At 40.6% G+C, this 25725-nt stretch carries 25 protein-coding genes and 6 pseudogenes; 6 read left to right on the top strand and 25 right to left on the bottom strand.

What is annotated here, in order from left to right; all coding sequences use genetic code 11:
• From ABZ559_RS04985 to ABZ559_RS04935, 11 genes are read right to left on the bottom strand one after another with little or no spacing between them, the layout of a single operon-like run.
• Positions 1 to 624: a hypothetical protein gene (locus tag ABZ559_RS04985; RefSeq protein WP_367007418.1), complete on the bottom strand. Its 624-nt coding sequence runs from the start codon at positions 622 to 624 to the stop codon at positions 1 to 3.
• 13 nt (positions 625 to 637) lie between these two features.
• Positions 638 to 1258 (bottom strand): hypothetical protein, encoded by a 621-nt coding sequence (locus ABZ559_RS04980; protein WP_367007417.1) that lies wholly within the window; start codon positions 1256 to 1258, stop codon positions 638 to 640.
• A 26-nt stretch (positions 1259 to 1284) separates the two neighbouring features.
• Positions 1285 to 2016, bottom strand: a complete 732-nt coding sequence (locus tag ABZ559_RS04975) for a hypothetical protein (protein WP_367007416.1) — start codon at positions 2014 to 2016, stop codon at positions 1285 to 1287.
• A gap of 2 nt (positions 2017 to 2018) precedes the next feature.
• Positions 2019 to 2441: a hypothetical protein gene (locus tag ABZ559_RS04970; protein WP_367007415.1), complete on the bottom strand. Its 423-nt coding sequence runs from the start codon at positions 2439 to 2441 to the stop codon at positions 2019 to 2021.
• 12 nt (positions 2442 to 2453) lie between these two features.
• Positions 2454 to 3593 (bottom strand): AAA family ATPase, encoded by a 1140-nt coding sequence (locus ABZ559_RS04965; RefSeq protein ID WP_367007414.1) that lies wholly within the window; start codon positions 3591 to 3593, stop codon positions 2454 to 2456.
• The gene (locus tag ABZ559_RS04960; protein ID WP_367007413.1) at positions 3593 to 3766 is read right to left on the bottom strand and encodes a hypothetical protein; all 174 of its coding nucleotides are present in this window, start codon (positions 3764 to 3766) and stop codon (positions 3593 to 3595) included. The genes ABZ559_RS04965 and ABZ559_RS04960 overlap by 1 nt, the downstream gene beginning before the upstream one ends.
• A gap of 13 nt (positions 3767 to 3779) precedes the next feature.
• Positions 3780 to 5075 carry an AAA family ATPase gene (locus ABZ559_RS04955; protein ID WP_367007412.1) on the bottom strand — a complete coding sequence of 432 codons (1296 nt, stop codon included), beginning with the start codon at positions 5073 to 5075 and terminating at the stop codon, positions 3780 to 3782.
• Positions 5062 to 5295, bottom strand: coding sequence for a hypothetical protein (locus tag ABZ559_RS04950; protein ID WP_367007411.1), 234 nt, complete (start codon positions 5293 to 5295; stop codon positions 5062 to 5064). Before ABZ559_RS04950 ends, ABZ559_RS04955 begins: the two co-directional genes overlap by 14 nt.
• The gene (locus ABZ559_RS04945; RefSeq protein WP_367007410.1) at positions 5282 to 5509 is read right to left on the bottom strand and encodes a hypothetical protein; all 228 of its coding nucleotides are present in this window, start codon (positions 5507 to 5509) and stop codon (positions 5282 to 5284) included. The genes ABZ559_RS04950 and ABZ559_RS04945 overlap by 14 nt, the downstream gene beginning before the upstream one ends.
• Before the next feature lie 9 nt (positions 5510 to 5518).
• Entirely contained in the window at positions 5519 to 5653 is a 135-nt protein-coding gene (locus tag ABZ559_RS04940; protein WP_367007409.1) for a hypothetical protein, read from the bottom strand.
• 2 nt (positions 5654 to 5655) lie between these two features.
• Positions 5656 to 5940 carry a DNA-binding protein gene (locus tag ABZ559_RS04935; RefSeq protein WP_367007408.1) on the bottom strand — a complete coding sequence of 95 codons (285 nt, stop codon included), beginning with the start codon at positions 5938 to 5940 and terminating at the stop codon, positions 5656 to 5658.
• Positions 5941 to 6080: 140 nt separating this feature from the next.
• Between ABZ559_RS04935 and ABZ559_RS04930 the strand changes: the two genes are divergently transcribed.
• Positions 6081 to 6332: a hypothetical protein gene (locus ABZ559_RS04930; RefSeq protein ID WP_367007407.1), complete on the top strand. Its 252-nt coding sequence runs from the start codon at positions 6081 to 6083 to the stop codon at positions 6330 to 6332.
• Here ABZ559_RS04930 and ABZ559_RS04925 read toward each other — a convergent pair.
• From ABZ559_RS04925 to ABZ559_RS04915, 3 genes and pseudogenes are all read right to left on the bottom strand, one after another.
• The gene (locus tag ABZ559_RS04925; RefSeq protein WP_367007406.1) at positions 6327 to 6524 is read right to left on the bottom strand and encodes a hypothetical protein; all 198 of its coding nucleotides are present in this window, start codon (positions 6522 to 6524) and stop codon (positions 6327 to 6329) included. The genes ABZ559_RS04930 and ABZ559_RS04925 overlap by 6 nt on opposite strands.
• A 219-nt stretch (positions 6525 to 6743) precedes the next feature.
• Positions 6744 to 7539 (bottom strand): annotated as a pseudogene (locus tag ABZ559_RS04920) (phage antirepressor KilAC domain-containing protein).
• A gap of 10 nt (positions 7540 to 7549) precedes the next feature.
• On the bottom strand, positions 7550 to 7741 hold the full coding sequence (locus ABZ559_RS04915) for a hypothetical protein (protein WP_367007405.1): 192 nt from the start codon (positions 7739 to 7741) through the stop codon (positions 7550 to 7552).
• Positions 7742 to 8459: 718 nt separating this feature from the next.
• On the opposite strand from ABZ559_RS04915, the gene ABZ559_RS04910 reads away from it, so the two are divergent.
• From ABZ559_RS04910 to ABZ559_RS04890, 5 genes are all read left to right on the top strand, one after another.
• Positions 8460 to 8840, top strand: a complete 381-nt coding sequence (locus ABZ559_RS04910) for a helix-turn-helix transcriptional regulator (protein ID WP_367007404.1) — start codon at positions 8460 to 8462, stop codon at positions 8838 to 8840.
• Positions 8841 to 8850: 10 nt separating this feature from the next.
• Positions 8851 to 9612, top strand: a complete 762-nt coding sequence (locus ABZ559_RS04905) for an ImmA/IrrE family metallo-endopeptidase (protein ID WP_367007403.1) — start codon at positions 8851 to 8853, stop codon at positions 9610 to 9612.
• Between the two features lie 56 nt (positions 9613 to 9668).
• Entirely contained in the window at positions 9669 to 9872 is a 204-nt protein-coding gene (locus ABZ559_RS04900) for a hypothetical protein (RefSeq protein ID WP_346773330.1), read from the top strand.
• Between the two features lie 131 nt (positions 9873 to 10003).
• Positions 10004 to 10381 (top strand): hypothetical protein, encoded by a 378-nt coding sequence (locus ABZ559_RS04895; RefSeq protein ID WP_367007402.1) that lies wholly within the window; start codon positions 10004 to 10006, stop codon positions 10379 to 10381.
• Between the two features lie 119 nt (positions 10382 to 10500).
• On the top strand, positions 10501 to 11568 hold the full coding sequence (locus ABZ559_RS04890) for a tyrosine-type recombinase/integrase (protein ID WP_367007401.1): 1068 nt from the start codon (positions 10501 to 10503) through the stop codon (positions 11566 to 11568).
• A gap of 66 nt (positions 11569 to 11634) precedes the next feature.
• Here the strand turns inward: ABZ559_RS04890 and ABZ559_RS04885 are convergent.
• The 11 genes and pseudogenes from ABZ559_RS04885 to ABZ559_RS04835 all read right to left on the bottom strand — a co-directional run.
• Positions 11635 to 11988 (bottom strand): annotated as a pseudogene (locus ABZ559_RS04885) (plasmid recombination protein); the annotation flags it as partial.
• Between the two features lie 525 nt (positions 11989 to 12513).
• Positions 12514 to 13539, bottom strand: a complete 1026-nt coding sequence (locus ABZ559_RS04880) for an AAA family ATPase (RefSeq protein WP_014636623.1) — start codon at positions 13537 to 13539, stop codon at positions 12514 to 12516.
• A 154-nt stretch (positions 13540 to 13693) separates the two neighbouring features.
• A pseudogene (locus tag ABZ559_RS04875) lies at positions 13694 to 14168 on the bottom strand (sigma-70 family RNA polymerase sigma factor).
• Positions 14169 to 14251: 83 nt separating this feature from the next.
• Positions 14252 to 14677, bottom strand: a complete 426-nt coding sequence (locus tag ABZ559_RS04870) for a sigma-70 family RNA polymerase sigma factor (protein ID WP_000323895.1) — start codon at positions 14675 to 14677, stop codon at positions 14252 to 14254.
• A 94-nt stretch (positions 14678 to 14771) separates the two neighbouring features.
• Positions 14772 to 15281 carry a sigma-70 family RNA polymerase sigma factor gene (locus ABZ559_RS04865; protein WP_105116765.1) on the bottom strand — a complete coding sequence of 170 codons (510 nt, stop codon included), beginning with the start codon at positions 15279 to 15281 and terminating at the stop codon, positions 14772 to 14774.
• A gap of 490 nt (positions 15282 to 15771) precedes the next feature.
• A complete protein-coding gene (locus ABZ559_RS04860) occupies positions 15772 to 15945 on the bottom strand; it encodes a cysteine-rich KTR domain-containing protein (RefSeq protein WP_002779755.1) in 174 nt (57 codons plus the stop codon).
• A gap of 51 nt (positions 15946 to 15996) precedes the next feature.
• On the bottom strand, positions 15997 to 17916 hold the full coding sequence (gene tet(O), locus ABZ559_RS04855; protein WP_367007400.1) for a tetracycline resistance ribosomal protection protein Tet(O): 1920 nt from the start codon (positions 17914 to 17916) through the stop codon (positions 15997 to 15999).
• 366 nt (positions 17917 to 18282) lie between these two features.
• Positions 18283 to 18652 (bottom strand): annotated as a pseudogene (locus tag ABZ559_RS04850) (TnpV protein).
• A pseudogene (locus tag ABZ559_RS04845) lies at positions 18633 to 19256 on the bottom strand (hypothetical protein); the annotation flags it as partial. The pseudogenes ABZ559_RS04845 and ABZ559_RS04850, both read right to left, overlap by 20 nt.
• 4 nt (positions 19257 to 19260) lie before the next feature.
• A pseudogene (locus ABZ559_RS04840) lies at positions 19261 to 20317 on the bottom strand (IS630 family transposase).
• A 31-nt stretch (positions 20318 to 20348) separates the two neighbouring features.
• Positions 20349 to 25682, bottom strand: a complete 5334-nt coding sequence (locus ABZ559_RS04835; protein ID WP_367007399.1) for an SNF2-related protein — start codon at positions 25680 to 25682, stop codon at positions 20349 to 20351.
• Positions 25683 to 25725 lie beyond the last annotated feature (43 nt).

The following is a 25725-nucleotide window of genomic DNA, read 5'->3' as shown; positions in this document are numbered from 1 at the left end:
TCACCAACCCCTTCGAGGTGTGTTGATGATTCTATCAATCGTCCAACCTCGCTCTACTCTGTGCTGTAATGCTGCATAAGATAACCCTAGCTTTCTGGCGAGTTCTGCCATTGTATAAGTTTTGCCTTCAAATGTAATCAAATGATTTTTACGAGTGTTGTTTGCTTGAATATAGTTATCTACCCACCTACAATTAGAGGGTTCATAATCACCGTTTACATCAATACGGTCAATTGATAAGTTGTCAGCGTAACCGTGTGATAATGACCATTCTCTGAATTTTGAATACTCTTGCCATTCGTCGCAAATCTTTACCCCTCTGTCACCATATCTTGCAAAATCTGGACGATTAGGATTACTACATCTTTGACGCATATTAAGCCATGTTTGGTATAAACGCTCCTTGTGTGAAAATCCATGTTTTACTTTTTTGCATCCACAACTTACTGTGTGACCAGATAGTAAGGAATCTGATTTAACATGAATAGTTTTTCCACATTTGCACTTGCAGACAAACTTAACAACAGGCTTACGACCGTTCCCAACATCTTCGGAACGGCGTAATACCTTTAGAAAACCAAAAGTCTGACCAGTTAAATCATTCTTCAATTTTCTTGTTTTCATTGTTAGCTACCTCTTAAAATTGCCCAGCTTGAAATCCTGCAGGTTGTTGAGGTGTTTGTGGCTGTTGTGGATATTGCTGCGGTTGTGTTGTTTGATAGCCAGCAGTCTGTTGAGTGTAACCAGATTGTGTTGGTTGTTGATAAGTTGGCTGTTGCGGTTGTACGTTTGCGTTCAACACTTTTATCCAATCAACGTCATCAGCGTAAATCATAGCTTTAATGTTGTCATATTCTTGCCCTGTATATTGACCAGTACCTTTACGTTTGTTTACTCGGCAAACACCTTTTGCGCCAATGACACTATTCCAATTCATACGAAGTGGTTCACCGTGTTTCTTTTGACCGATAGCACCAAAGAACGCTGATAGCATACCTTCTGTTGATGTATGCAAGAATAGATTATGTGTTAATTGTGCTTCACCTTCAGCAGTTTCAATCACAATAGTGACGGTTGCTTTGTTGCAGGCTGGTAATTTCCCTGGGTTTTGAGGGTTTGGTGTGTGACGTCCACGTTCTAGATTTATTACTGTGAATTGGTAGTCACCAGGCGTGAGCTGTACGAATTCTTTTGCGTCTGTGGTAATTTCATCATCCCAACCAAGTTCATGGTCAAAGTTATCGTTATATTGTGTCATTGTTATTTCTCCTTTGTTTTTTTGAATTAAGCTAAAATAGTTAAGTTAGTTTGATCCGTTAATTGTCCCTTTAAATAATCAGCGACATTGTTGATAGCTTCTAGTCGCCATTTGCCACCGTCAGCTTCAAATAATGCCATTTCAGCATGCTTATTGATTCGGAAAATAAATTTACTAGCTGGTTGTTCAACTTCGCCAAAAGTACGATATGGACGTAACGTCACCGGATTTGGTGCTTTTCCTTTTGCAAGACTAGCCACACCATTTTTTACAGTAGCCATCTGGCTAACACCGTTGTCTTCAATTTCAGAGCCGTTTTCAATTTTCAATGCGCTAGCAAATTCAATAACAACATCGCGATCATCACTGTCAATAAACTTAGATTGCAAGATGACATTAAAGTCAGCAGCATCTTCATACTGTCCAAAATGTAGATTTGGAGTGATAGCTTCAACAGTTGCTAGTCGACTTCTGTGCGCTCTCTCATCATCTTCTGAATAGACAGATACTTCAAGAGGGCCTTCTACAACAACTAATAACTTTTGTTCGTTTAGCCCATTGAGGCCAGATTTTAGATAGTCAACTAGACTGTCTAGAGTGTTAAGCGCCAAAGTTTTAGGATATAGTTTTGGTTCAAGCTCAATCATTCGATAACGCTGAGCATCATAATAAGATTTGCCATTTACTTCAATGACTTTATTTTCATTATTTGCTAAATCTACTGCATATTCCAACGCTTCTTTGATATTTTCTGACATAATTAGTTACCTGCTTTCTTTTGTTTGTTAAAATCAATGACACCTTCATTAATACCTTTTTCTAGCGCTTCGATTGGTTCGCCAATGTCGGTGCGCAAAACTGCTTCATTGTCAAAGTAAGTCTGACCAGGTATGCTACTTAACAATTCATTAGCATAAACTTTGCCGTCTTTTTGACCAACAAGTACAGTCGTTGCAACACCCTTTTGTGGTGCAAGTTGTGATTTAACTTCCATAGCTGTGCTAACCGTCTGACGACTGTCATCAGGTTTCATCGTTAGTGTAATTGTTAATTTACGAGCTGTCTTACTGTCAGTATTAGGGTCAAGAATGTTGTCAAAGACTTTTTCAAGTTCTTTATCTACTTTTTCTTGTAGACTCCCTTCACCGATAGCTGACAAGTCTAATTTGATTGTTTTTTCCATTGTTATTCCTTTCTAAAATGGCAAGATACGATTATCTTTAATCATGTCAAAGACTTGATTCCAAGCGCCGATAAGAACACCATCAATAAATCCTGGGTCGTACATGATAACTGGCGTGTCTTCAGGGTAGTAGCCTTTTTGAGCAACTGCCTTTTGGATTTCAAACTCTGTGACTTGATTTTGTATCATCAAATCACGCAGCGCTTGTGGTAAGGCTAAATTAGGCTCTTTGTAAGGTTGACGTTCTGGCGCAGGCTGCGTTAAGCTTTCAGGTACTTGTGACGGTTGCCGTGGCGTTTCTTGCGCCTGTGGTTGAACCTGTGGCGCTGGTTCAGCAGTTGGTATCTGTTTCTGTGCTGGTGCTTGTGGAGCAGGTTCTGGCGCTGTTTGTTTCGGTTGAGGTGTAGGCTGTGACTGTGGTTGCGCAGGTGCTTGATTAAAGATGTGTGCAATGCCTGCATAGTCAAACGGCATTTCCTCTGGTAAACCATGACGGTTTTTAGCGTCCCAAGCTGGATGATGTTGCGTGTATAGAACACGTTGCCCACCAGTAGCCTTTTTCTTGCCGTTATCAGCCGTCATGACGACTGTTTTATAATTGGCAAACAGAACCATATCAGCCCATTCTTTAACTAACGGTGCCGTCTGTGAACTTGTCTTTTTGCCAAGTTTTAACTCCCAGCGGTCATAACTTCCCATTTCGTCTGGCTGTTCAAACTTGCGCATTTGAGCGTGTGCTGTTAACACAACGTTGATACCTAAATCGACCAATTCGCCAAGCAGATTGAGCAGACGCCCCATTTCTTCCTTAGTGTATGTGTAGCCATTCCCCCAGCCGAAATCCTCAATACCTTTTTTGCCGTGTTGTGCGCAGACATCCGCAATGACTAAGCTTTCTGCCCAGTCGATTGTATCAATGACAAGCGTCTTACAAACAGTTGGATTTGCTTTCACCCAAGCAATTTCATTTTTAAGCATGGTATAGCTTGATGGCTTATCCAAGCGCGAGACGTCCATGTTGTCGGTTGAGCCTTCCGTGTCGATAACCAACGGTTCTGGGAATTGTGCTGCAAAGGTTGACTTACCAATTCCCTCAGGACCATAGATGACTACCTTTTGAGCTCGTGCGCGTTTTCCTTTTGTGATTTGCATTAATTATCCTCCGTTTCTACCAATCCAATATAACTGACATCTGTTTTGTATCTGCCACGTAGATCACGCTGTTTCTTTTCGTAGAAAGTTACCGCTTCTTCTTCCGTATCAAATAGCCAGCTGCCATCTGGATATGTGTCAAAATATTGTTGTACTTTATATTTTTTAGCCATTTATAATTCCTTTCTAAAATGTGCCTGCTGTGAACGCTGGCTTAGCTGTTGTTGATTGTTGATGTGCTTCGTTAACGACTGAGTAACCGTCCTCGATTATCACGGCGCACTCCTCACCAGTTGACACTCTTGTGGCAATGGCTTGCAGTCCCTCTTGTTCTAACCAAGCGCCAAACTGTTCGAGTGTGATTTGGTCCATTTGTTCCAATTTATCAATCAGAACGAAGCCACATTCTGGTTTGAGCTTGCGGACAATCGCAGTAGCCACCATAAGCTGTTGACTGCCAGACATGTTATCCCATTCTTGACCTTGGTAAAGTAGTTTACCGTCATTGACTGACAAGCCTTCAAGTGGCAAGTCTGCGTTAGTTAACAAATCTGTTTTCTGTTGACGTACAGCTTCGATTTCATTAGTCAACTGATTGTATTGTTCACGTTGTTGTTTAGCGTCGTCTTCAGCTTTGTCTTTATCGAGATTAGCGCGAACACGTCGATTGGTTTCGTCAATACGTGCAATATTTTCTTCGATTTCAGCTGTTGACTCGTCGTGCAAGTCCATAGCGTCAGTCTGTGCGATTTGCAAATCTTCCGTTAACTGATCTAATTGTTGTTCAGCTACTCTAAGCTTTTTCTTAAGCTCATCAACTTCTTGTTGTTTGAAGTCATAGTTTTGTTGAATGACTATCACGTTTTGACGTTTATGAGCATTCTCACCATTCTTAGCTAAGATAGCCTGCTGTTGTTGGATAAGCTCGGAAATACTAACCAGTTCTTTTGGTGCGTCTGGATAGTATGGCTGTTCTTTGGCGAACTTTTCCTTCTGATCAGCAATCACACCAATTGCATGTCGTTGATTGTAGATTTCCTTTTCTTTTAGCTCCAATTCTGCTAACTGATCGCCAACACCGATAATTTGAAGTAGCGTGTTAGCCTTGTCTTTTGGTGTGCTTTCCATGAATTTAGGTAAGTTGATAGCTAATTCTTCCACGAAGCTATCTAGCAGCTGCTGACCTGCTTTTTGTCCGTTAGGGTCAATGACTTTAAGCGAGCTGTTCTTACCTTTACGTTCAACGATAAGACCGTTTGACAAAGTCACTTTCAGTGTTGGCGGCACCATTGAGCCCTCACGCTCTGCTTTACTTGGCTTGTATTTGTTACCACCTAATGCCCAAGCAATGCTGTCCAGAACACTGGTCTTGCCTTGGTTATTATTACCACCAATGACTGTCAAACCAGTTGCTGACGGTTCAATTTTGACCGCTTTAATGCGCTTGACGTTTTCTATTTCTAGTTTATTAATTGTTACCATTTTTTAACTCCTTTGTTAACGCTTCATCAATTAAGTTGACTGCTTCGTTGACAATTTCTTGAATGTCGTAAGTTACTATACGACCTTTGTAAGTGATAACAGGTACACCGTTCATTGCCACAGAAATGTCTATTTTCTCACCATTTTCAGGGTGAGTAGCTTCTGCATAATGCATTTGCATAATAAGCACGTTTTCTTTTTCTAATTTAGCTGTTGCCATTTGTCATAGCCTTTCTAATTTCTAGCTGGTCGATTTCATCAAGCTGATTGATACATTTATCAAGCGTTGATGGCAAGATATAGTCTTCAGCAATGATGATGTCGAGTAAATTTGCTTTTGCGACTGTTGCAAAGTAATATTTCGTCAGTTCAATATTTAGACGTTTATTTTCGTCTTTCAAAAATTCATTTTCATTAATAACCTCTTGTATCATGTTTGCCACCTAAATCAATCCATTGTGGATATTGTGTGCTTGATTATAAGTTTTAGCGCTTGCTTCCCAACCATCATGTGCAATCATCCAAGTTTGTGGTTCTTTCTTCGGTTTTGCCCAAATCCAGTTAAATAGTTTTTTCATTTTTATACTCCTGTTCTTTGCCAATTTTTGTGATACCACTCGATAACTTCATCACGAGGATATTTCTCACGAGCATTTTTAATCCGTGGGAAATCCTTATGACAGTTAAAGCGTGCATCAAATGTTCCAGTATCTTTAGTACCTAATAGCATTTCAGCACATTGAGACTTATTGAGTTCCATCGGATATCGCCGTTTTTCGTCCATGACAACGTGCATGACCTTCAACGCTCTATCCATAAGACCAGCTTCAAACTCATCAAGCATTTGTAAAAGTCTGTCATCCATGTTACAATACTCCTATAAAGTTTTATTTGTTTGCCGACTGATTGCCGTCAGTCGCTTTTTTATGTCCAAAATAGATACACCGTCCTTTCTATAGTTAACCTCTTTCCGTGATATAATATTTTGGGAAGGAGGTGAAAGTTATGCCAAAAATTAAAGTAACGTTTGCTGATGGTTCAACTACCATTCTTCATGAGGACCAAACATTTCAAACTATTGTAAAAACTGATTATGGTACATCTCTAAGTCAAGTTTTCACACTTTGGTCACACCATCATGATGGTCTTGTTCCAAGTCTTACTGAAATGTTGGCTCACGGGCTGTTCTTTTTTGATATTGAACACCCAGAAACAATCTACTCTAGTGCTTCAGTTGTTAAACTGGAGAAACTATAATCTAATTTTGCTATTCAAGGCACGCTTTGTAATCTCGTCTTGGATAGCTTTTTTGATTGCCTGCCCATGTGCAGTTAAACTTGCATTTTGTTCAACTAATAGAATGGCTTCCTGATAAGTTTCGGATCGAACCAATGCCTGTGTAGCTTTGACTTTAACTAAGTCTTCCACTTCTTTGGCTAAATTTTCCATATGCTTTTTACTCCTTTCTAATTGTGTTCTACTGCTCTCAACTAGCAGTTATAGCTCTAGCAAGTCTTTTTGATTTGGTGAATTAAAGTTTTAAGAGTATTGTTTAAAAAAATAAATAGGAGATTTTACTATTGAAAATTATTACTGTTTTGATTAATGACTTGTATTTGTTGACTTACTAGAGCTATAACTACTAGCTGAGAGTGGCGAAATTAATCGTTAAGCTTCTTGCTCAATTTTAGGTAAGATACCTTTTTTTATTTTTGAGCAAATCATAGATAAATAAACGTCCTTTTTGCGTCCAATATGTATGCATTCGACTACGTTCTGCATCAATCGTATGTGTTTTAGATTGTGTGTATCCTTTATCAGCATATTTTTGATATAGTAGCCACGTACTACCTTGTTTGAATTGCACTTTTAATTCATGCAATAAATTATTTAACTTTTTAGCACTCATGCCATAATCTTTAGCAATCACTGAGATAGCCACAAGTGATTCACTCTGCAAAATCAAATCATAATAAGTCGCTTTTGGTTGTAGCTCTTGGATAATTTGGTTTTTCTGAGCAACTTCCTCCTGTGCCTGCAAACGTAGCTGACGTTCTTCTTTGAGCTTTTCAAAAGCAGCAATAGCAACATCTGGATTATCTAGCAAATGGTCAATAGCATACATTCCGTGTTTGCGGATAGATGGTAAGACTTCACTTGTCACCCAACGTTTAAACTCTTTAGCTTGTGGTAGCTCTGAGCCGAAAATCAAAGCATAAACACCGCTCTCTGTGATGAAAGTCTTATTTGAAAAGTCATTGCCCTTCCATAGGCTATGCTCTAAATCACCGAAAGCCTTATATGTCAACGTTTTTCGGTCATCTTCATCGATGTGTTGCTTGATAGCATCTCCTGGTCTTTTATAACCAAGAATATTTGCGACATCGTTCCCTAAGAAATATGGTTCATTATCGATTGTCACTGTTCGGACTTCTTGTCCTTTAAAGTTAAAAATTTCGTTCATTTGATTCCTCCTATCGAATCTTAAAATCTTCAATCACACGAGCAATGAAACGATTAGCCTGTGGATTTTTTAGTTTACCGTTAAGAATGTTTGTAACATCTTGACGAACCATTCCATATTGGACAGCTAATGTTGTCATTGTCAGATTATTTTCATCAAGATATTTCAAAATCTTTTGACGTCCACTCTCTGTGTCTGGCATAGTTTTCTCCTTTCTTGTAAGTGAAAAATGGTAATAGAATAAAAACGGAAATGCTAACTGCTCAATCTTGTAGCAATAGAAACCATTTACAAAACTTCTTACATTTTATATAATGTAACTAACCCAAAACCCGAAAGGAGTGATTTTCTTTGTCAGAGTTTTTGAGGTGTACTGTGTCTCAGTGAGTGGGTGTTATATTTTCTAGTCCTGACTGCTAGCGTCGACAAACAAGAGTCGTAAAAATAGGTATGAATTGACATGCTGGAGGGAGCCAGTTTAAAAAGCCTATCAATTCTAGGTCGTAACACACTATCACTTCAATTGCAGTGCTGGGGACGATACCAGTGAAGTATTGTTGGTTACTGCTTCTAACTTGAGCAGAATAATTTCCGTAGCGTACTCTATGAAGCAGATAGAGTGCGTTTTTTATTTTGTAAGAAAAAGAGTTAGAAAAAATTATATAATTTCTTGACAAACTCTACAATAAAGTCTATAATCAAGGCATAATAAAAAAACAACGTTTAGAACACTTCTAATCATTTATAAATACAGTTTGGCGACCGTGTTATTTAATTTTTTAGAATGTTTTTGACTTCGTTTTTTTCTAACTCAATCATCTTACAAAAACTATTCTATACTTTTTTCTAGATTAAGTCAATACTTTTTTCTAGATTTTTGGAATATTTTTTGTCAATCTCAGAGAAAGGTTGATTTTACAATGTTTTCAACACTAGAAAAGATAAAAGACCTCGCTAAAAAGAAAGGTATTTCTCTTGCGAAGTTAGAAGAAAGTCTAGGATATAGTACGAATTATTTCTATACTTTGAAGACAAAAGCTCCTAACGCCGAACGGTTGGCCGAAATAGCCAACTACTTCAACGTGTCGACAGACTACTTATTGGGCAGGACGGATAATCCACGAATTGCATCAAACGAAAATGATAATCTCATGGACACACAAGAACTAAATACCCTTGTCATGTTCCGTAAGGAAACAGAAAATATGACAGATTTGGAAAAAGAACGTTTTAATAACGCTCTTTCAGGTTTAATGCAAACAGCACGTAGTCTTATCGAAGACGATTCAAACTGGAAGTAGGTGTTTATATTTGGAATATCGTTTTATCAATTCTGCCGACTACTACCTCTATCAGCAGAAAGCTAATTTTTTCTTAGCCGAAGTTAGCCATTATTTTTATTTGCCATTATCTGCAATCACTAGCAAGCACGTTATTGATTATTTTGAAAGAAAATACAATATCTTATTTGTTTTTCTTGATGTTGACCAATACGAAGAATATTTTAGAGATGTTGGCGGACGTCAAGCTACTAAAGAAGATATTAAATACAAAGGATTGGTTAGTAATTATAGAGTGGAATTTACAAGTAAAGAAATCTGCAATTCATTATCTGGTATGACAATGACATATGACTATTCAGATAGATATATTGTCTATATTAACCAAAGACCTATTTTAGGTCGTGTTATGTTTTCGATTCTACATGAATTAAGTCATATATTTGCTCATTTTGAAGGTAGCAAAAGTCAACGCATGTACGCTTCTATGATGTCCAACGTGTCCGACATTTCTACTGGAAATTATCCAAAAGAATTGCAACCAATTGAAGATGAAGCTAACACACTCGCTTCTCTGTTCTTGCTAAATGATGAAAGACTAAAAAATAGTATTTTGAATGGGAAAAATTTCAATGATTTAATCAGAGATAATTATATGTCTGGTGCAGCAATCATGAACCGTTTAAAGAATTTTTTAGTCTATAACTACTGCATTCCTATCCAAGAAGCGGTTCAAATAGTATTGGATTATCGAAATGGTTACAATTCCACAATTCAATCAATTGTATTTTGATAAAACGATAACACCAATAGAACATACAAAAAAATTAATACAGGAGGAAAAAGAAAATGGGAATGTTTGCTAAACGCTGTCCATATTGCAGAAGCACTAATATTCAATTTATGAATCAGGACAGAAAAAATTTCAACGGTTGCGTAGGATGCATTGGCTTTTTAATTGCTTGGCCACTTGTGCTGCTTGGACTTGTCGGTAAGGATGGAAAAAACAATTGGCACTGTAATAACTGTGGTAGAACCTTTAAAAGTAAATAAAGGGTAAAGTTATGAAAAGGGATTCAAAAGAGCTTATCCAACAACTACTTGAACATATCGATAACAATCCATTGACAGATGAACAAATTGAAAAATGAGTTGAGGAAAACAAAAAAATAAGGAGAATAAAAATGGGATTTTTTGATTTTTTAAAGCCTCAACCACCAAAGGAACACATTCTGAAAAAGTATTATTCTAACGAGAGAAGTAAAGAAAAAAAGGGGTTTGCGCTTCAACAAAAAGCAATAGCGGATTATCAAAATAAAAATTTTGGTTCATCCAAAAAAGGATTTTTAAAAGCAATGAATGAATGTGATTTCTACACCCCTGGAGGTGTAGACTACCTCGCAAAAATTTACCGAAAAGAAAAAGATTATCAAGCTGAAGTAGAGTTAATTGAAAGAGCTATGAAAAAGTTTGAATCCAAACCTGAGGTAAATTGGAGTGCATCTACAATAGCTGCTCTAAGAAAGAGGTTAGCAAAAGCCAGGGAACTGAATAGTAAATAAAATCCCCACACTCTCCGTCGCCAAACCTTGAGTGTGAGGTATCTTGTACAATAAAGAATAGGCATTAAATGGCCCTCTTTACTGTACCCATTTTATCAGAAAGTGAGGTAAAAAACAACATGGCATCTTTTAGAAAACGTGGAGACGCATGGGAATACAGGATAATTTATCAAGACATCAATGGCAAACGTCGTGAGAAATCAAAAGGAGGATTTAGAACCAAAACCCTTGCGAAAGCCTCAGCCCAACAAGCTGAGCTGGAATTAAGTGCAGTATCAAGCGAACTGCTAGATATTACTGTACTTGATTATAATAAACGTTGGGCGGAAATCTACAAAAAACCACACGTCACTGCCAAGACATGGAAGACTTATACTAAAAACTTCAAACACATCAAACGCTTTTTTGGTGAGAAAAAGCTCAAACATATCAATCACACCATCTACCAGCAAATTTTAAACGAATTTGGAGAGACAGTCGCTCAATCAACGCTTGAAAAATTCCACTATCAAATCAAAGGAGCCTGTAAAATGGCTATCCGAGATGGTATCATTAGAGACAACTTCGCTGAAGGCGCCATTGTCAAAGCACAGAAGTCTGGTAAAGCAGAGACTGAAAAATTTATGGAGGAAGATGACTATCTAAACTACCTAAACTTTGCGAAAGCAAGAATCAGGCATGCCTCTTACCTGACAACCTACATTATTGGAGTGACTGGTCTGCGTTTCGCTGAAGCTCAAGGGCTTACCTGGAACGACATCAATTTTGAAAATGGCTATATTGATATCAATAAAACTTTTGACTACTCGATTTCTCAGAACTTCGGACCAACTAAAAACGAACAATCCATTCGACAAGTTCCTATTGATCAAAACAGTCTAAAAATACTCAAAAACTATAAAGAAAATTACTATCAAGAAAACAAGCTAGGTCGTATCTGCTTCGGTACGTCAAATAACGCCTCAAATAAGGCCATTAAGAGAGCAACTGGAGAAAATTACACCAATCACTCTTTAAGACACACATACGCTTCCTATTTGATATATAAAGGGGTTGATTTAATATCTGTCTCTAAACTACTTGGACACGAGAATTTAAACATTACTCTGAAAACATATGCCCATCAAATTGAAAAACTAAAACAAAAAAATGACCAAAAGGTCAAAGAGATTTTTAACGAAATTTAAAATCAGTGGGCAAATGGTGGGCAAACACCATCAAAACCTTGATATATCAAGGGGATAAAAGGAGAGGAGGATATTCTGCTCCCCGACACGCTCCGAAATGAAATCCAGAGCCATCGTAAAATACGCTTTCTGTTCTTCGGGCGGTAACTGGTTCATAAATTCTGGTGAAGCCGTGATGAGCGTTTCCACCATCATCACGCTGTCTTTCCTTGTCCTGCACCCTGCTTCGGCTACCTTTCGGTTAATCTCTTTCTTATAGGTGTACTTTGGCGGTGCGACAAGATGATAGTTATTTTTAGAGCGTTCCATGTCGATATCTGGGTTGCTTTTGTAGGCTTCTTTCTTCCGCTCGTTGTGGCGTTCGCAAGCCGCAACGCCGCCCGCTTTGCGTTTCTGGAAACGCAGGATTGCATAGGGCATAATCCATCATCTTCCTTTCTTCGGCGGGTAACTGCCCTTTGGGTGACAGCGGTGACGGTGGTGACGGCAGTTTTGGGATGCCCCCTGCCGATTGCCGTAACTGTCACCCTTATCCCCTGCATGACGGTCATGACGATGGTGACGGTGTTTTTGGGATACTCCCTCGCAAGAGCTGTAACCGTCATGCCGCCGTTCTTTTATCCGAAGCCGCAAGGCGTAGGATAGCAGGGCGTAAGACCTGCCATAAGGGAGTCCAGAGGGAACGTCTGGCACACGGCTCTTTGCAGGGCAAAGTGTAGTGTGTTACACCCTGTAAACGCAGTCGGAAAAATCGGAGAGATTTTTCTGACCGCAGGGGTGATTTTACACGACCGAAAAGGGCGAGTAAATCTCACGCCTGCATTTTGCGTTTACGGGGTGTTCTCCCGTAGGGATGACAGCGGCAGGGTATCCTAAAATCACTGTCACCACCGTCACTGCTGTCACCCGCAGGGCAGAGCCGCCAGCTTTACATGGCTTTAAGCGTCAATGACAGTAACAGGGGGGTATCCTAATATCGCTGTCACCACCATCACCGCTGTCACCCGCCCTCCTTGCAAGGGCAATCCGCCTGCCGTCTTTCCTGCGGCTGTACTGGTAGCAGATACGGTTCTCGCTTAAAAATGTGGTGCGGTATTCATTCAGCCATTTCGTAATCACCGTGGGTATGGTTTCCGTTTCCCCCATAGCGGCTAACAGTTCCGTTGCCGTGCCTATCCATTCTTCCTTATCCCTCATAAAATCCACCAACCGAAAAAGGACATCTGGTATCGTTTCTTTCGCAAGCTGCTCCTGCGTTTTCCGCTCCACAAGCTCCCAACGGCAATCACGGAAACGCAGCGTGTATTCCTGATAAGGCGTGTCCCTGCCCGTCACATACAGCTTGGCGGTGTCAGACGCACGTTTCTCCTTTTCCAGAACAAAGGTAGCGTCCGCACTCCCCGTTAATCCTGTCGTCCCAGACACCTTGTTGAACACATCGCTGTCATTCTGCTTTCGGATGTGGTGTACGACAATGACCGCCAGAGAGTGCCTGTCGGCAAAATCTTTGATTAGGGAGATGTCCCCATAGTCGCTTGCATAGGCGTTGTCTTTTGAAGCTGTACGGACTTTCTGCAAGGTATCAATGACAATGAGCCTGCTGTCTGGATAGTCTTTCAGATAATCCTCAAGCTGCACGATAAGACCGTCTGACAGCTTGCAGCTTGCCACGGCAAAATGAAGCCGCCCGCTCGCTTCGTCCGTCAAACGGAACAGCCTGTCCTGTATGCGGCAGAACGTGTCCTCAAGGCAGAGGTAAAGCACATCGCCCTCCATTGTCGTCATGTCCCATAAGGGGATTCCCTGCGACACGCATAAGCACAGCTTCAGCATGAGCCAGCTCTTGCCTATCTTCTGTGAGCCGCAGAACAGCGATAAGCCTGTCGGGATAAGGCTGTCCACCACAAAGGATGGTTTCTCAAGCGGTTCATAAAGGAGCGTTTCGGCGTTGACTGTCTGTAACTTCTGCATGGCTTTCCTCCTTTCGGGCGGTGTCTTTGTTTTCGTTGCACATAGGCGTTGACCTCCTTAAAAATAGATTTACTCCCACGGAAAAAAGTGAGAGTATGTAATGCCGCCAATCCCACACAAATAAAAAACAGATTTCTTTTTCGGGCGGTGTCGGTCACGGTTGGAGATATTTCTTCAATTTCCGCCTTTACTTTCTCCTTTGCAATCGCAACAGATTTCTGTATTGCCGAAGCGGTGCAATGCTCCATAGCGGCGATTTGGTAAAAATTGAACTCATACTCGTAGTAGAGCAGGAAACGCCGCCTTTGTATCTCTGGAAGGCTCCCAACCGCCTTATAGAGCGTTTCATTCCGTTCTTCCTCAACCATGCGTTCATCAAGGCTCTTAGGCACACGCAACGCCCGTCTGTAAAGGGTTTCGTCCCATACCTCGTTAAACTCCCTGTGCCGCTCGTCCCATTAGAAAAGATTCCTGTTCCTGCGCTCCATCTGCCGAAACTCCATAAAGAACTGTTCCGACACTTCCAACTCGTGGGATTTGCCCTGCCCGTCCTTAAAGCTGATAAAATACCTTGTGCCGCTTTCCGTGGATTCCTCCCGAAGCGTGTATGCCTTAACCCTGTATGCCATCCTGTTGTCCTCCTGCAAAAAATGAGTGAGGGGATTTCCATCCCTCACCCAGTAGCCCGCAGGATGGCAGGCTGTTTTAGAAGCTATAAAATTTTCCGCAGCTTCTTCCGCAGATGGTCTAACCTCGCATAGATGGCACCAGTCGTCAAATGCACAAGCGGGGCAATCTCCTTTGTGGAATACCCCTGCATTTTCAGCAGGACGATTTTCAAGGTACGCCCGTCCACCGTGACTAATACTTGATAGAGATTTTCGCTCTCAATCTCTTCCAGTAACTCCGCAACCGTACCCACTTCCGCCTGCCGCTCCCTGCCTGCCATGTCCTCAAGATATTCCGCAACGTCATTCGTCCATCGGTAAAACCGCCTGTTGGAATTGAAGTCTGCCCTGTCCGCCATGCGTATCTGCTCAATGGTCGCTTCATCAACGCCGCACTCACGCAGCAGCTTTTCCTCCGCTTCTTTCCAGATACGCCATTTCCTGTCCTCCCGTCCGTGGTTGTATGCCATTCTTACTTCCTCCAATCAGAATTGATTGAGAGGGCAGAGAAAAGCCCCCTCATCTTCCCAAAGGAAAAAACAAGGGGGCTGAACGCCTTAAATTTTAATTTTCTATTATCTTTCTTAGTTTTATTAGGATTCTGGCTTTGCGTTTGTTTACAACGCTCTGGGTTATGCCCAACCTCGCCCCGACTTCACGCTCGGAAAGTCCGTCAAAAAAGATTGCCTGTATCAGCTCCTGTTCACTATCCGACAGCAAAGGCAGGGCGGCTTTCAGCCTGTCCACCATGACCGCATTGACAACGGTTTCTGCAATGTCCACCGCTTCATCAGTGATAAAGTCCAGAGGATTCCCCTCGCTGTCCGTAAATCCGTCGAGAGATAGCAGTCTATTCTTTGTATCTAATTTTTGCAGATAACGCCACCGTTCCTTGTCACGGTAGAAGTCTGTGTATTGCTCCCTCACGACTTCAAGCAGACAGCCTTGAATGGGGATAAACAGCTTGTCCATATAGGTCTGGTCGGATTCCCTGCAACGGCAGAACTCCGTGTAGGATAATTCCACATAGCCGCCACTTTCTCTGATATATACCTTTCTTGGTGCATATTTCACCATAAATACCTCCCATCTGAATTTTTGAAATGTAAAAAATCCAGATGGAGAGGCGGAGAACGACACCGCATATCAGAAACAGCCCTACGGCACTTTCCAACAAAAATCGACAAAAGAAAAACCGCAAAGGCTCTGTGACCTTTACGGTTATAGGAAATAGTAATTCTATTGTATGGAGATTGTACTTCTACTTTCAAGGTGAGAAGTACCGTTGCACTGGCAGAAATTTTTTTAACTGGTTTCCTGCCGTTCTCTGATATGCTATGTATTGATAAATTTTGCTTCGTATGAGCAGATAGATAACTGCCCGAAAAAAGGACATAAAAAAATCCCTCCAAATTTAAAAACAAATTCAGAGGGTAATTTAGGGTATAACAAAATAACCCACCCGAATATCGTTTTTTTTATTTGGTGAGTTTGTTCTTTCAAATACGAAACAAAAAGAGCCGATGATTCGTGAATTGTTCCACAATTTCATCGGCTCTGCGTCTTAAGCGTCTGGCTCTTTGATGACAGTTATCTTCAAGTTGTCAACTTTAATCAATCTTTCTTGTCTGCATTTTGGACAATAAAGGGGATAATTCTCCAAAACAGTGTCCTTCCTAATTTTATTACGGGTTTTGCTCCCACAAACAGGACACAATATCCATTCGCATTTCATCATAATTAGTCTCTAATCCTTTCAAATCTCATTTTATATGACTTTTGCAAGCTGTTAAGCTAACTTGTGGAACATATGCCGAACCTTATCTATACGGCTATTCGGGCGGCGGGGTTGGCAAATAAATTTACCAATAGCTGGCTGGTATCCTTTTAACTCTGTCAAGCAGACTCCCTGCCCATTTGTGAAATAAGTTAAATCGTTCCTGTATTCTTGAATACATCTAGCAGGGATTTCTCCTTTCAGAATGACCTCGTCATTCTTTATCTGAGTACTTACAATATCTGCACAATACCTTGGAGCATCATGATACGCCCGTGAGAGATATTCCTGCGGTGCATAAATTTCAAAGTGGAGATATGGCTCTAATAGTTCTGTCCCTGCTTTTTTTAAAGCCTGCTCCAATACGATAGGGGAAAGCAGCCGAAAGTCTGCGGGGGTACTTACAGGACTATAATACAATCCATATTCAAAACAGATTTTACAGTCTGTCACTTTCCATCCATACAGCCCCTGCTCGCAGCCATAAAGAACCCCCTCCATAACCGCATTTTGGAACGATTGATTTAAATATCCAAGTGAAACTCTGCTTTCATACTGCACTCCGCTTCCAATAGGGAGCGGCTCTATGGACAACCCGACAGAAGCCCAGAAAGGATTTGGCGGGACTTCTATGTGGATGGTATATTCTGCTTTTCTAAGCGGTCTTTCCATATATATAACAGTAGGCTCTTTTATTTCTGCCTCCACATGATATTTTTCCTCAAGGATGGCACAAATGACTTCCATCTGCACATTCCCCAAAAAAGAAAGTATAATCTCATGCGTTGTAGTATCCACATAATATTTTAAAAGAGGATCGCCATCTGAGATTTCTGTAAGTGCCTCAAGCAACACTTCCCGCTGTTCGGATTTCTTTACTTCAATTGTTGTTTGGAGCATAGGGAGCGGATTTTCAATAAATTTTCTCTGCGGCAACAGTATTTCGTTCCCCAAAATACTGTTTAGCTGCAAAACATCATTTGGTAAAATTACAATATCACCAGAGTAAGCTGTATCTGCTAAACACAATTCACCGTTTGTAGGAATACTCATCTCTGTAATTTTTATTTTCTCTTTTTCTGATATTCTGACAACGTCCCTCGAATGCAATGCGCCGCTGTACAGACGCACATAAGCCAAACGCCTCCTTTTTTCTGAATATTCAATCTTAAAAACCTGCCCGCATAGTTCAGACTGTTCTTTGGGCGTTGATGAATAAAACTTACTGGCAATCACTTCTATAAGCTGCCGAATCCCCAGATTGTTTTTAGCACTTCCGTGATAAACGGGAAATAACGTTCCGTTTTGGAATCTCCTGTTTTCTTCCTGTTCCAGTTCTGACATTTTAAACGGTTTCCCTGACATATATTTCTCTAATAGTTCATCGTTTCCCATAATTACCGCATCCCACTGTTCCATATCGTCATTGTCCGTTACATTTATATGGGGATGCTGCCCAACCTTTTGCTTCACTATAATTTCCGAAGAAAGCTTTGCTTTCATTTCTCGATATACCATTGGCAAATCAATCCCCTCTTGGTCAATTTTATTGATGAAAAAAATTGTCGGAATCTTCATTGTCTGTAGTGCATGAAACAGTATACGGGTCTGTGCCTGTATGCCATCCTTTGCAGAAACTAATAATACTGCTCCGTCTAATACGGATAAAGAACGGTATACTTCCGCCAAAAAATCCATATGGCCTGGCGTATCTATAATGTTGACTTTTACATCCTCCCACTGAAAAGATGTCACTGCTGTCTGGATAGTGATTCCCCTTTGACGCTCCAAATTCATTGTATCTGTCCTTGTTGTGCCTTTATCTACGCTCCCTGGTTCTGCAATTGCACCACTGGTATACAATAAACTCTCCGTTAATGTTGTCTTTCCTGCGTCAACGTGAGCCAGAATGCCTAAGTTAATTATTTTCATGTGATTTTCCTCCTATCAACACCCAAAAAAGGGCATAAAAATACCCAGTGATAAATACTCCTATCACTGGGTAAATAACTCCAATAGCCCCAAAACACTTATATGTTTTCGGGCATATAAAATTACATGATAAAAGCATTCTTAAACTGGGTACAAAAAACCAAGCCCCATATTAAAAGTGAAACGGGACTGCTACTTTTTGTTCCCACTATCAAATTGACAGTTTATTTATGAATACCTTGCCGCATATTTATTAACTCCTTGTATAATACTGAATCTAATTATATTCCTTAACCCTTTATTTGTCAAGCTGACAAACTAAAGCAGAAAAAGCGGCAGGATTTCCCCCTGCCACTAATCATCTGTTTATGCAAAAATAATTTCCTTTTCCACAATCTCCCTCGCACAAGCCCTTATGTTATTGAGGCATCCTGTCCATTCTAAGGCGTTTTCTGCCTTTAGCCGTTATGCCCTGTGCCTGTTTCATACCCTCTATGAGCCTTTCAAAGCGTTCCTGTGCCTGTCTGTTGATGTCGGCAAGGTAGGCGTTTAGCCTGCCGCTTGTAAGAAGATTGGCGTATGTAACTTTACAGTACTGTTTTAGATAATCTAAATGCCGTTGCCCCCAGATGCCTATTGCCTGTTCTTCTTCGGCGGGTACAGTTAAGCACGGTATCAAATAATCCCCTTGCCTTTCGTATTTGCCGCCCAGTTCCTCAAATAATGATTTTGCCATTGTCTGTTACCTCCACATTCTTTTTTATTTTGAATGTCCGCAAAATCCGTCCTACATCACTTGGTCTCCAGGGAACGTCTAAATGGTGGACTGCTTTCATACGTGACTGTACGTTTAATCCTGTTCCACCTTTTTCCGTAGAAGCCATGAGAATCCGCACTTCCCCACTATTGACCTTGCGTGACAGAGAGTTCTTTTTCTCATCCGTATTAGCGTCATGTACAAAGGCTATTTCTTCTTTGGGAATCCCTCGATCAACAAGTAGATCTTTAAGTTCATTGTAAACATCAAAGCCCTCTTCCTTACTTTTAGGTGTTCCAATATCAGAGAAAATCATCTGAGTGGCTTTGTATTCAGCTCCTTCACGGTAAATCCGCTCGACATTATCGACTACTTGAAGGATTTTCTGATTATCCGATAAGGAGTAAGCAGGGTCAATCAACCGCATATCAATAGCTAGTTTTCTGGCTTCTCCTGTGATTTTAAGCATGTTATCTCTACTTGGATCAACACTACCTGACTTGATAGCGTCCGAACGCTCTACCAGCTCTTCTAAATAGTATTTCTGAGCTTGCGTTAACTCGCTTTCCACCGCAATAATCTTATACTCAGTTAAAATCAAAAATAGCGGAAGTCCAGTCTCTATCTACAATTGATTTGAGTTGGTAAGCGGTTAAGGTTTGAATAACCTCTTGAAGTTTATCGATTACCTCATTTAAGGTCCTAAATACTTTATTCTTGAAACCAAGTTTACGAATCTCAGCCCAGACTTGCTCAATAGGATTCATTTCAGGTGTGTAGGGTGGAATGAAGGTAAATTCAATATTCTTAGGAATATTTAAGGTCTGAGATTTATGCCAGATGGCATTATCCATGACTAAAATAATATAATCTTCTGGATAAGCTGCCGATAGTTGGCGTAAAAATTCATTCATCCAATCACTATTACATCCGCCTGCTATGATGAAAAACGAGTCGCCTGTATGGGCATCCACAGCTCCATAACAATAGCGGTATTCACGAATGTGATGACTTGCTACGTGAGGACGATAACCTTTTGGAGACCAACACGAACCAAGTTTACTGATACGCCCAAAACCCGCCTCATCTTGATACATAAGGCGGATTTTTTGATATTCTTTTCCATCAATAAAGCGCTTACTCATTCTCTCCTCGAATAAAGATTTTATTTTTAGACGCTAAAATGGTTTCGGCGTCTGCTTTTTTCGGATGTTGGGGACGTGGGCTAACTTTACGCCAACCATGACGTTTCAGGAGAGCATAGAAACCTTCTCGGGTTGTCTTGTGCCCAACTCTCTCTTGATAAGCTTTAAAGAGGGTGTTAACGGTAACGAATTCTCCATTCAAAGAGGAAGAGAGTTGCTCTTTAAGGAAATCTTCTTCCTCCTCATGCGTCATATAGGAGCGGCGGCGACCACCACGATTCTCCTTTAAGAGAGCTTCTAAGCCACCACTTAGATAGCGATTTAATAAGTTGCGGACTGTCTGATGGACAAAGCCTACTGATTTAGCTACAGATGTTAAATTATGGCATTCAGAGTAGAGAATAAGGGCTTGAATTTTTCTATGATGCGGAGCATTATTTTTATCTTTAAGGGCTTGCTTTAATTCTTCGACTTGTGTTTGGGTAAGTTCTTTTGTCATAATACTATTATAACGCTATTTTTGATTTTTGTTAAGTATTAGCTTCAGGTACAGGTAAGTCGAGCATATCTGAGGTCTGAATATCGGCAGTTTCCTTATAGATTCGCATGAGTTCAGGCAAGTTGACAAATTTCTTGAACCGTTTCTTGGGTTGGTACTTATCTCCTGTCGGGGCTAGTTCCATAGAGTTTTCAATATTCCCAAAAGCCCCAACCCATGAATCAAAATTGGATACCTGGTATCGCTCTAAAACATCAGGTTGAATGTAATTCATCATGGTGAAAAGTTCACTAATAGAGTTAGAAACTGGTGTTCCTGTCGCAAAAACGACATTTCTATCTCCATGCTCTGCCTGTACTTGTCTCACCTTCATCTCCATATCTACGTTCTTTTTAGAAGTTGTGTTGGTGATTCCAGCTACATTCCCAAGTCCAGTGATTGGACGGATATTCTTGAAGTGATGAGCCTCATCCACAAAGAGAAAATCAATTCCAAGGTTTTCAAATTCGATAAAGGTATCTCGCTCCAGTTTTTGGAGTTCTTCTAGTTGGTGTTCTAATCCCTTAATTGAACGCTCTGCTTCTTTCACCGTGTAATCACTGTCACTTCCTAGCTTGATTTCTCGGAGTTGCTCGAGTTTGTCATTGATATAGGTGACCTGTTTTTCACGACTCATCGGTATCTTCTCAAATTGTGAATCCCCAATGACAATGGCATCATAGTCCCCTGTAATAATACGGGACACAAACTGCTTACGTTTGGCTTTGGCAAAGTCTTTCTTAGTGGTCACATAGACTTTCTTGGTTGGGAAAAATTTCATGATTTCTTGACCAAACTGAGCAGTCAGACTAGACGGCACCACATAAAGTGGTTTATGTACCATTCCGAGTTCTTTCAGTTTGAATCCTGCCCCAAGCATGGTCAAGGTTTTTCCAGACCCTACCTCATGGGCTAGTAGGGCACGTTTTTCCTCCACAATTCGTTGAATGGCATTCTTTTGGTGAGGACGTAAGGAGATATTCTGAGCAAGTCCATCAATGGTTAAATGACTACCATCATAGGACTTTGATACCGTACGATTGTAGAGCCTATTATAGGTGTCTTCAACCATTTGTTGAACTTCTGGATACCTTGCTACAAAATCTTGAAAGAGTTCTTGTAGGTGTGTTTCCTTGGCACGTAGGACCGTTGTTTTCTCTACATCCGTCACATTCTTTTTCTTATCTCCTTCAACAACTTGTTTTGTGATGGTTGGTTGATTGGAATTCAGGAGGTTTTCAAAGATTTTTCGACCACTATCATAGCGTGAAGCAGGGACACCTAAACTCCTATCCGTTGCGTTGGAATAGGTGTAGGCAAACTTAGATTGGTAAGTGATAACCCCGTCAATGGGACTGACCTCCAGGACTGTTGCTACTTCTTGGTCTGACAGTTCATAGGCTTTCCCCATAAAGGTTTCTTGGGCAAATTTTCCGTAGACAGACAAAGGAATCCAGCGTGAACCGATTCGATAATCAATGTCTGCCAAGGTAATGCGGGCTGGTTTGACCGTTTCTAGTAGCCCTGCATAATGTGACCAGTTAAAGTCCTGATTGTCTTGTTTGACAAATAGGTCCACCACTTCTAACTTGCTAACGACATCACCTGACAGAAAGTCTTGGCGAGAAACATAGGACAGCTCCCCATTCAAATACTTCTCAGGATCAGGCATAATGAGGTCACCTAACTCCTCAATCAAGGTCATCTTCGATTCAACCTGATAGATAGACATCATATAAGCAAAATCAACACCTCGTCCGTCAGCCAAGCTCGAATTTAAGGCATCAAGGGCAGTATGTACCTTTTTAACCTCTTTTTCAGGACGCACTAGAGCCTTCTCAAAGGCAAGAGATTTAGTATAGATAACAGACTTTCCACTTGGATCCAGACTTTCATCTTCCAAACTAGCAAGAAGCGAATACTTGTCATCACTATCAAAAAGATTGCGGTTTACAGCACTATTCAAATACCCATAGCGTTTGACAAAGCTATCATAGGTACGATTGAGTTTGCCTAACAAGTGGTTAAAGGTCTCCTTATCGTAGTCATAATAGCGTTGAATGGCAATAACTTCTTGGTAGGCATTACGAATATCGACCATTCCTTTGATTCGTGCCACTTCTTTATCAGACAATGGAGCTTCATAGAAAACTGTCTTTTTATAATATCCCTTAAACTGACCACGTTTGGCTGCATCATTGGTCACATAGACATCTAGAGCAGTGCTATCAGTCACCTCTAAGCTATTAAATCTATCAATCTGCTTTTGGGAATGTTTGGTGTCCCATGCTTTGAAGTTGCCCTCTTCATCGACATAGTAACTGATTTCTTCCGTCTTGGTTCCGACTCGAATGCCTTTGTTATCTCGATAGTAAACTGTAGAACCCTGATAACCAAAACTGTACTGACCTAGATTCTCCCTCATTTCAGCTGGAATGGAGGTATCAATGACTTGTTTGGTCAACACAATTGGATTAACGATGACCTCATTTCTATCAATCTCTCTTGGGGCCTTAACGTGATTTAGAGCAGTTTGGACACTTGCAATCAAGTCATCACTAGCCCCCTTAACAGAAAGTGTTCCGCCGTTAAAATTTCTAACCTCGTAGGTTCCTAGCACTTGGCTATTGTATTCCCCATCAAAATAAGGATTGAGCCAAATACGACTATCCTTATCATAACGAATGGAACCTGAAAAGGTTAAGTCGTCTGCCACATATCCCTTGTCTAAGTGTTTCTGGAAGAATAACATATCCGTTGTGACACTCGTTCCTGCAATGGCCTTAAAGGCAGAATCAGGCAGTCGAACCCCACCAAGAAATTCAGTTGTCTCACGAATATCTTGTAAAATATTTTCTGTTCGCTTATCCATAGTTCCTGTGGAAGAGATAATCGCTACTTGTCCACCATCATGGACCAAATCAAGTGACTTTTTGACAAAGTAGTCATGAATCATGTAAGGCCTATCGTACCTGTTATCCGCTATTCGTATATTGGCAAAGGGCACGTTTGAAATCACCAAATCAAAGCTATTGTCGTTAAAATCTACCGTCTCAAAGCCCTTAATTTCAATGTGACTATTGGGATGAAGGTGTTTGGCAATAGCTCCTGTGATGGTGTCTAACTCTACACCATATAACTCACTCTTTTCTCTTAAGTGTTTGGGCATTGCTGCAAAAAAATTCCCTGTTCCCATGGAAGGATCTAGGATTTTGCCACCTGTAAAGCCATCTCTTTCCAACTTATCCCACATCTGACGGATCAGGGCTGGGTCTGTGTAATAGGCTGTCAGAGAGGACTGTTTCATATCCGAATACTCTTTATCTGTGACTAGGCTTTTCAGTTCTTCTCGTTCCTTAGAAAATTTTGGATTATAGTCATCAAAAAATTCATTGGCTAGTCCACCCCAGCCTACATACTTGGCAAGGAGTTCTTGTTCATTTTTACTTGCCTGACGGTGTCCCGTTTCAAGTGTTTTAACCAAACGAATGGCCGCAATGTTTGTCTCAACCTTATCTCTAGCAGTCTTAGGATAAAAGTCTGTCATATCTTCTGGAAAATAAAAGTCCGTTACTGGAATCTCTGGAATTGTTTCGACGACTTCCTCTTCAGGAATTTGATTATCTGTTTCTTCAAGATCAGTATCGTTATGACCTTTTTCTGAACCATCTGGTTCCAATAGTCCAATTCTCTGAACTGGCTCCTCTTCCAGAAATGAAAAAAGATTTAGTTCTTGGTCCGCTTCTTCTAACTCTGTTTGTGGTTCTGCCTTTGGCTGATGAAGTGCCTGACTGACTTCTTCCCAGGTCCTCACATAAAGAACTGGATTTTGTTCAATGATATCCGAAAAGTCATTGACTAACTCAATCCGAATCAAACCGTTCAATCGAGCATCACTGACCGACACGACCTCAAAGTCCTGTCCCTTATAGGAAACCAATGACCCCAGAGGATAAGTGTCCAAGACTCTCTGGACTAGTGGATTTTCCGCTAACTCTTCATCAACCACTACTTTCGACTCAGCTTTCTCTAGCTTGCTTTTCCAATCTCTGAGGGTTAAATCTGGCTGATTGCGTTTATCTTTTTCAAATTGCTCCGCATCTTCTCTGCTGAGTTCTTGGTGTAAAAAGGCGTAGGCAACTTGTCGCAGCTCTTCAATGGAAAGCTGGCTACCAAAGAAAAATTCAACCTTTTCATGACTCAATCCCATTTGGAGTAGTTCTGTCGCAAGGGCTAGTTGAGTTACCGAGGCTTTGGGATAGCCACCTAGTAAAGCAAGGTCCGCATTTTTCAAACGAAAACGACCTGCTGCATCCAATAAAATACCGACTTGGTCTGATTCAAACTGAGATATATCAATCCCTAGCTGAGTCAATTTTTCTTGATTTTCTATCCTAATGGCTTGTCCAATTTTTTCTAATTCCTTTTCTTCGACTGTAGTCAGCGTTCGTTTCAGCTCATAGGGACTGCCATCAGCTTCTAGATAGGTAAGTAACTCCTCGCCCTCAAAGACTGGTGTCATTTCCGTCTCAGTATCAAAATCACCTCGTCTAAAACTTGGGACTTTGGAACGTTCATTTCGAATTTGGTCAAAATATGTTAGAATCTCAAATTTACGTCGTAAAGACAACTCTTCATAAGCTGGCAGATGACTTGTTTTTCCTGTTTGAACATCTAGTTGAGACAAATCTACATCCAAACTAGCAATGATGAGAGAGCCATCTTCTCTAAATGATATTGCTTGATGAACACTAGCTTTGTGCTCATCACCAGTTTCTTCATTTTCTAGAACTGTTTCATCTACTTTTGTTTCAAGCTCAGGCTCGTAAGTCAAGAGAAACTGTTCAATATCTCGACTAATCCGATCCGCTAAATTATTAGCCACACGATAAACATTGACCAAATTAGCTCCCCTACTCTTTTGTAATAGAGAATCTGGTGAAATAGTTTGGTAGTGTCCATTTGAGTCTAATAGTTGAAAACGAGTGGCCAGATTGAACAAGGCCACTTCAATCACCAAGTCTTTTTCAGACGGCGATAGTTTGTCGAGTTTTTGGAGACCAGTTTGGCCGAAAACTTGTGTATAGGTCAATAGATCATGAGCAGTATCATAAGGACTAGCCTGGACAAAAGCTGAAACATCTGTCTCAAAGTGAAGTACCTGAACAGATTTCTTAATTTCTTTCCTATTGGTTAAAAACTGACGAATAAGACTTTCCCACTCCTCATCAAAATGCTCTGCTTGGTAATATAAAAATGCTTCAAGCAGGGCTCTATCACGAGGAATGGTGGCTCTCATCATTTGTAGTAAGACTTCTTGATTCATTATTCCCTCCCATTTTAAAAAGGCTGAGAGTGTTTCTCAGCCC

The sequence above is a fragment of the Streptococcus sp. ZY19097 genome, from assembly GCF_040731245.1.
Lineage (GTDB): Bacteria > Bacillota > Bacilli > Lactobacillales > Streptococcaceae > Streptococcus > Streptococcus orisratti.
Note: the sequence above shows the minus strand (reverse complement) of the source record. Positions and strands in the feature narration are given on the sequence as shown.

Excerpts from the sequence above, each read along its gene's own strand:
- ABZ559_RS04985 (WP_367007418.1), bottom strand. The coding sequence starts at position 624 with ATGAAAACAAGAAAATTGAAGAATGATTTAACTGGTCAGACTTTTGGT.
- ABZ559_RS04980 (WP_367007417.1), bottom strand. The coding sequence starts at position 1,258 with ATGACACAATATAACGATAACTTTGACCATGAACTTGGTTGGGATGAT.
- ABZ559_RS04975 (WP_367007416.1), bottom strand. The coding sequence starts at position 2,016 with ATGTCAGAAAATATCAAAGAAGCGTTGGAATATGCAGTAGATTTAGCA.
- ABZ559_RS04970 (WP_367007415.1), bottom strand. The coding sequence starts at position 2,441 with ATGGAAAAAACAATCAAATTAGACTTGTCAGCTATCGGTGAAGGGAGT.
- ABZ559_RS04965 (WP_367007414.1), bottom strand. The coding sequence starts at position 3,593 with ATGCAAATCACAAAAGGAAAACGCGCACGAGCTCAAAAGGTAGTCATC.
- ABZ559_RS04960 (WP_367007413.1), bottom strand. The coding sequence starts at position 3,766 with ATGGCTAAAAAATATAAAGTACAACAATATTTTGACACATATCCAGAT.
- ABZ559_RS04955 (WP_367007412.1), bottom strand. The coding sequence starts at position 5,075 with ATGGTAACAATTAATAAACTAGAAATAGAAAACGTCAAGCGCATTAAA.
- ABZ559_RS04950 (WP_367007411.1), bottom strand. The coding sequence starts at position 5,295 with ATGGCAACAGCTAAATTAGAAAAAGAAAACGTGCTTATTATGCAAATG.
- ABZ559_RS04945 (WP_367007410.1), bottom strand. The coding sequence starts at position 5,509 with ATGATACAAGAGGTTATTAATGAAAATGAATTTTTGAAAGACGAAAAT.
- ABZ559_RS04940 (WP_367007409.1), bottom strand. The coding sequence starts at position 5,653 with ATGAAAAAACTATTTAACTGGATTTGGGCAAAACCGAAGAAAGAACCA.
- ABZ559_RS04935 (WP_367007408.1), bottom strand. The coding sequence starts at position 5,940 with ATGGATGACAGACTTTTACAAATGCTTGATGAGTTTGAAGCTGGTCTT.
- ABZ559_RS04930 (WP_367007407.1), top strand. The coding sequence starts at position 6,081 with ATGCCAAAAATTAAAGTAACGTTTGCTGATGGTTCAACTACCATTCTT.
- ABZ559_RS04925 (WP_367007406.1), bottom strand. The coding sequence starts at position 6,524 with ATGGAAAATTTAGCCAAAGAAGTGGAAGACTTAGTTAAAGTCAAAGCT.
- ABZ559_RS04915 (WP_367007405.1), bottom strand. The coding sequence starts at position 7,741 with ATGCCAGACACAGAGAGTGGACGTCAAAAGATTTTGAAATATCTTGAT.
- ABZ559_RS04910 (WP_367007404.1), top strand. The coding sequence starts at position 8,460 with ATGTTTTCAACACTAGAAAAGATAAAAGACCTCGCTAAAAAGAAAGGT.
- ABZ559_RS04900 (WP_346773330.1), top strand. The coding sequence starts at position 9,669 with ATGGGAATGTTTGCTAAACGCTGTCCATATTGCAGAAGCACTAATATT.
- ABZ559_RS04895 (WP_367007402.1), top strand. The coding sequence starts at position 10,004 with ATGGGATTTTTTGATTTTTTAAAGCCTCAACCACCAAAGGAACACATT.
- ABZ559_RS04890 (WP_367007401.1), top strand. The coding sequence starts at position 10,501 with ATGGCATCTTTTAGAAAACGTGGAGACGCATGGGAATACAGGATAATT.
- ABZ559_RS04880 (WP_014636623.1), bottom strand. The coding sequence starts at position 13,539 with ATGCAGAAGTTACAGACAGTCAACGCCGAAACGCTCCTTTATGAACCG.
- ABZ559_RS04870 (WP_000323895.1), bottom strand. The coding sequence starts at position 14,677 with ATGGCATACAACCACGGACGGGAGGACAGGAAATGGCGTATCTGGAAA.
- ABZ559_RS04860 (WP_002779755.1), bottom strand. The coding sequence starts at position 15,945 with ATGATGAAATGCGAATGGATATTGTGTCCTGTTTGTGGGAGCAAAACC.
- ABZ559_RS04835 (WP_367007399.1), bottom strand. The coding sequence starts at position 25,682 with ATGAATCAAGAAGTCTTACTACAAATGATGAGAGCCACCATTCCTCGT.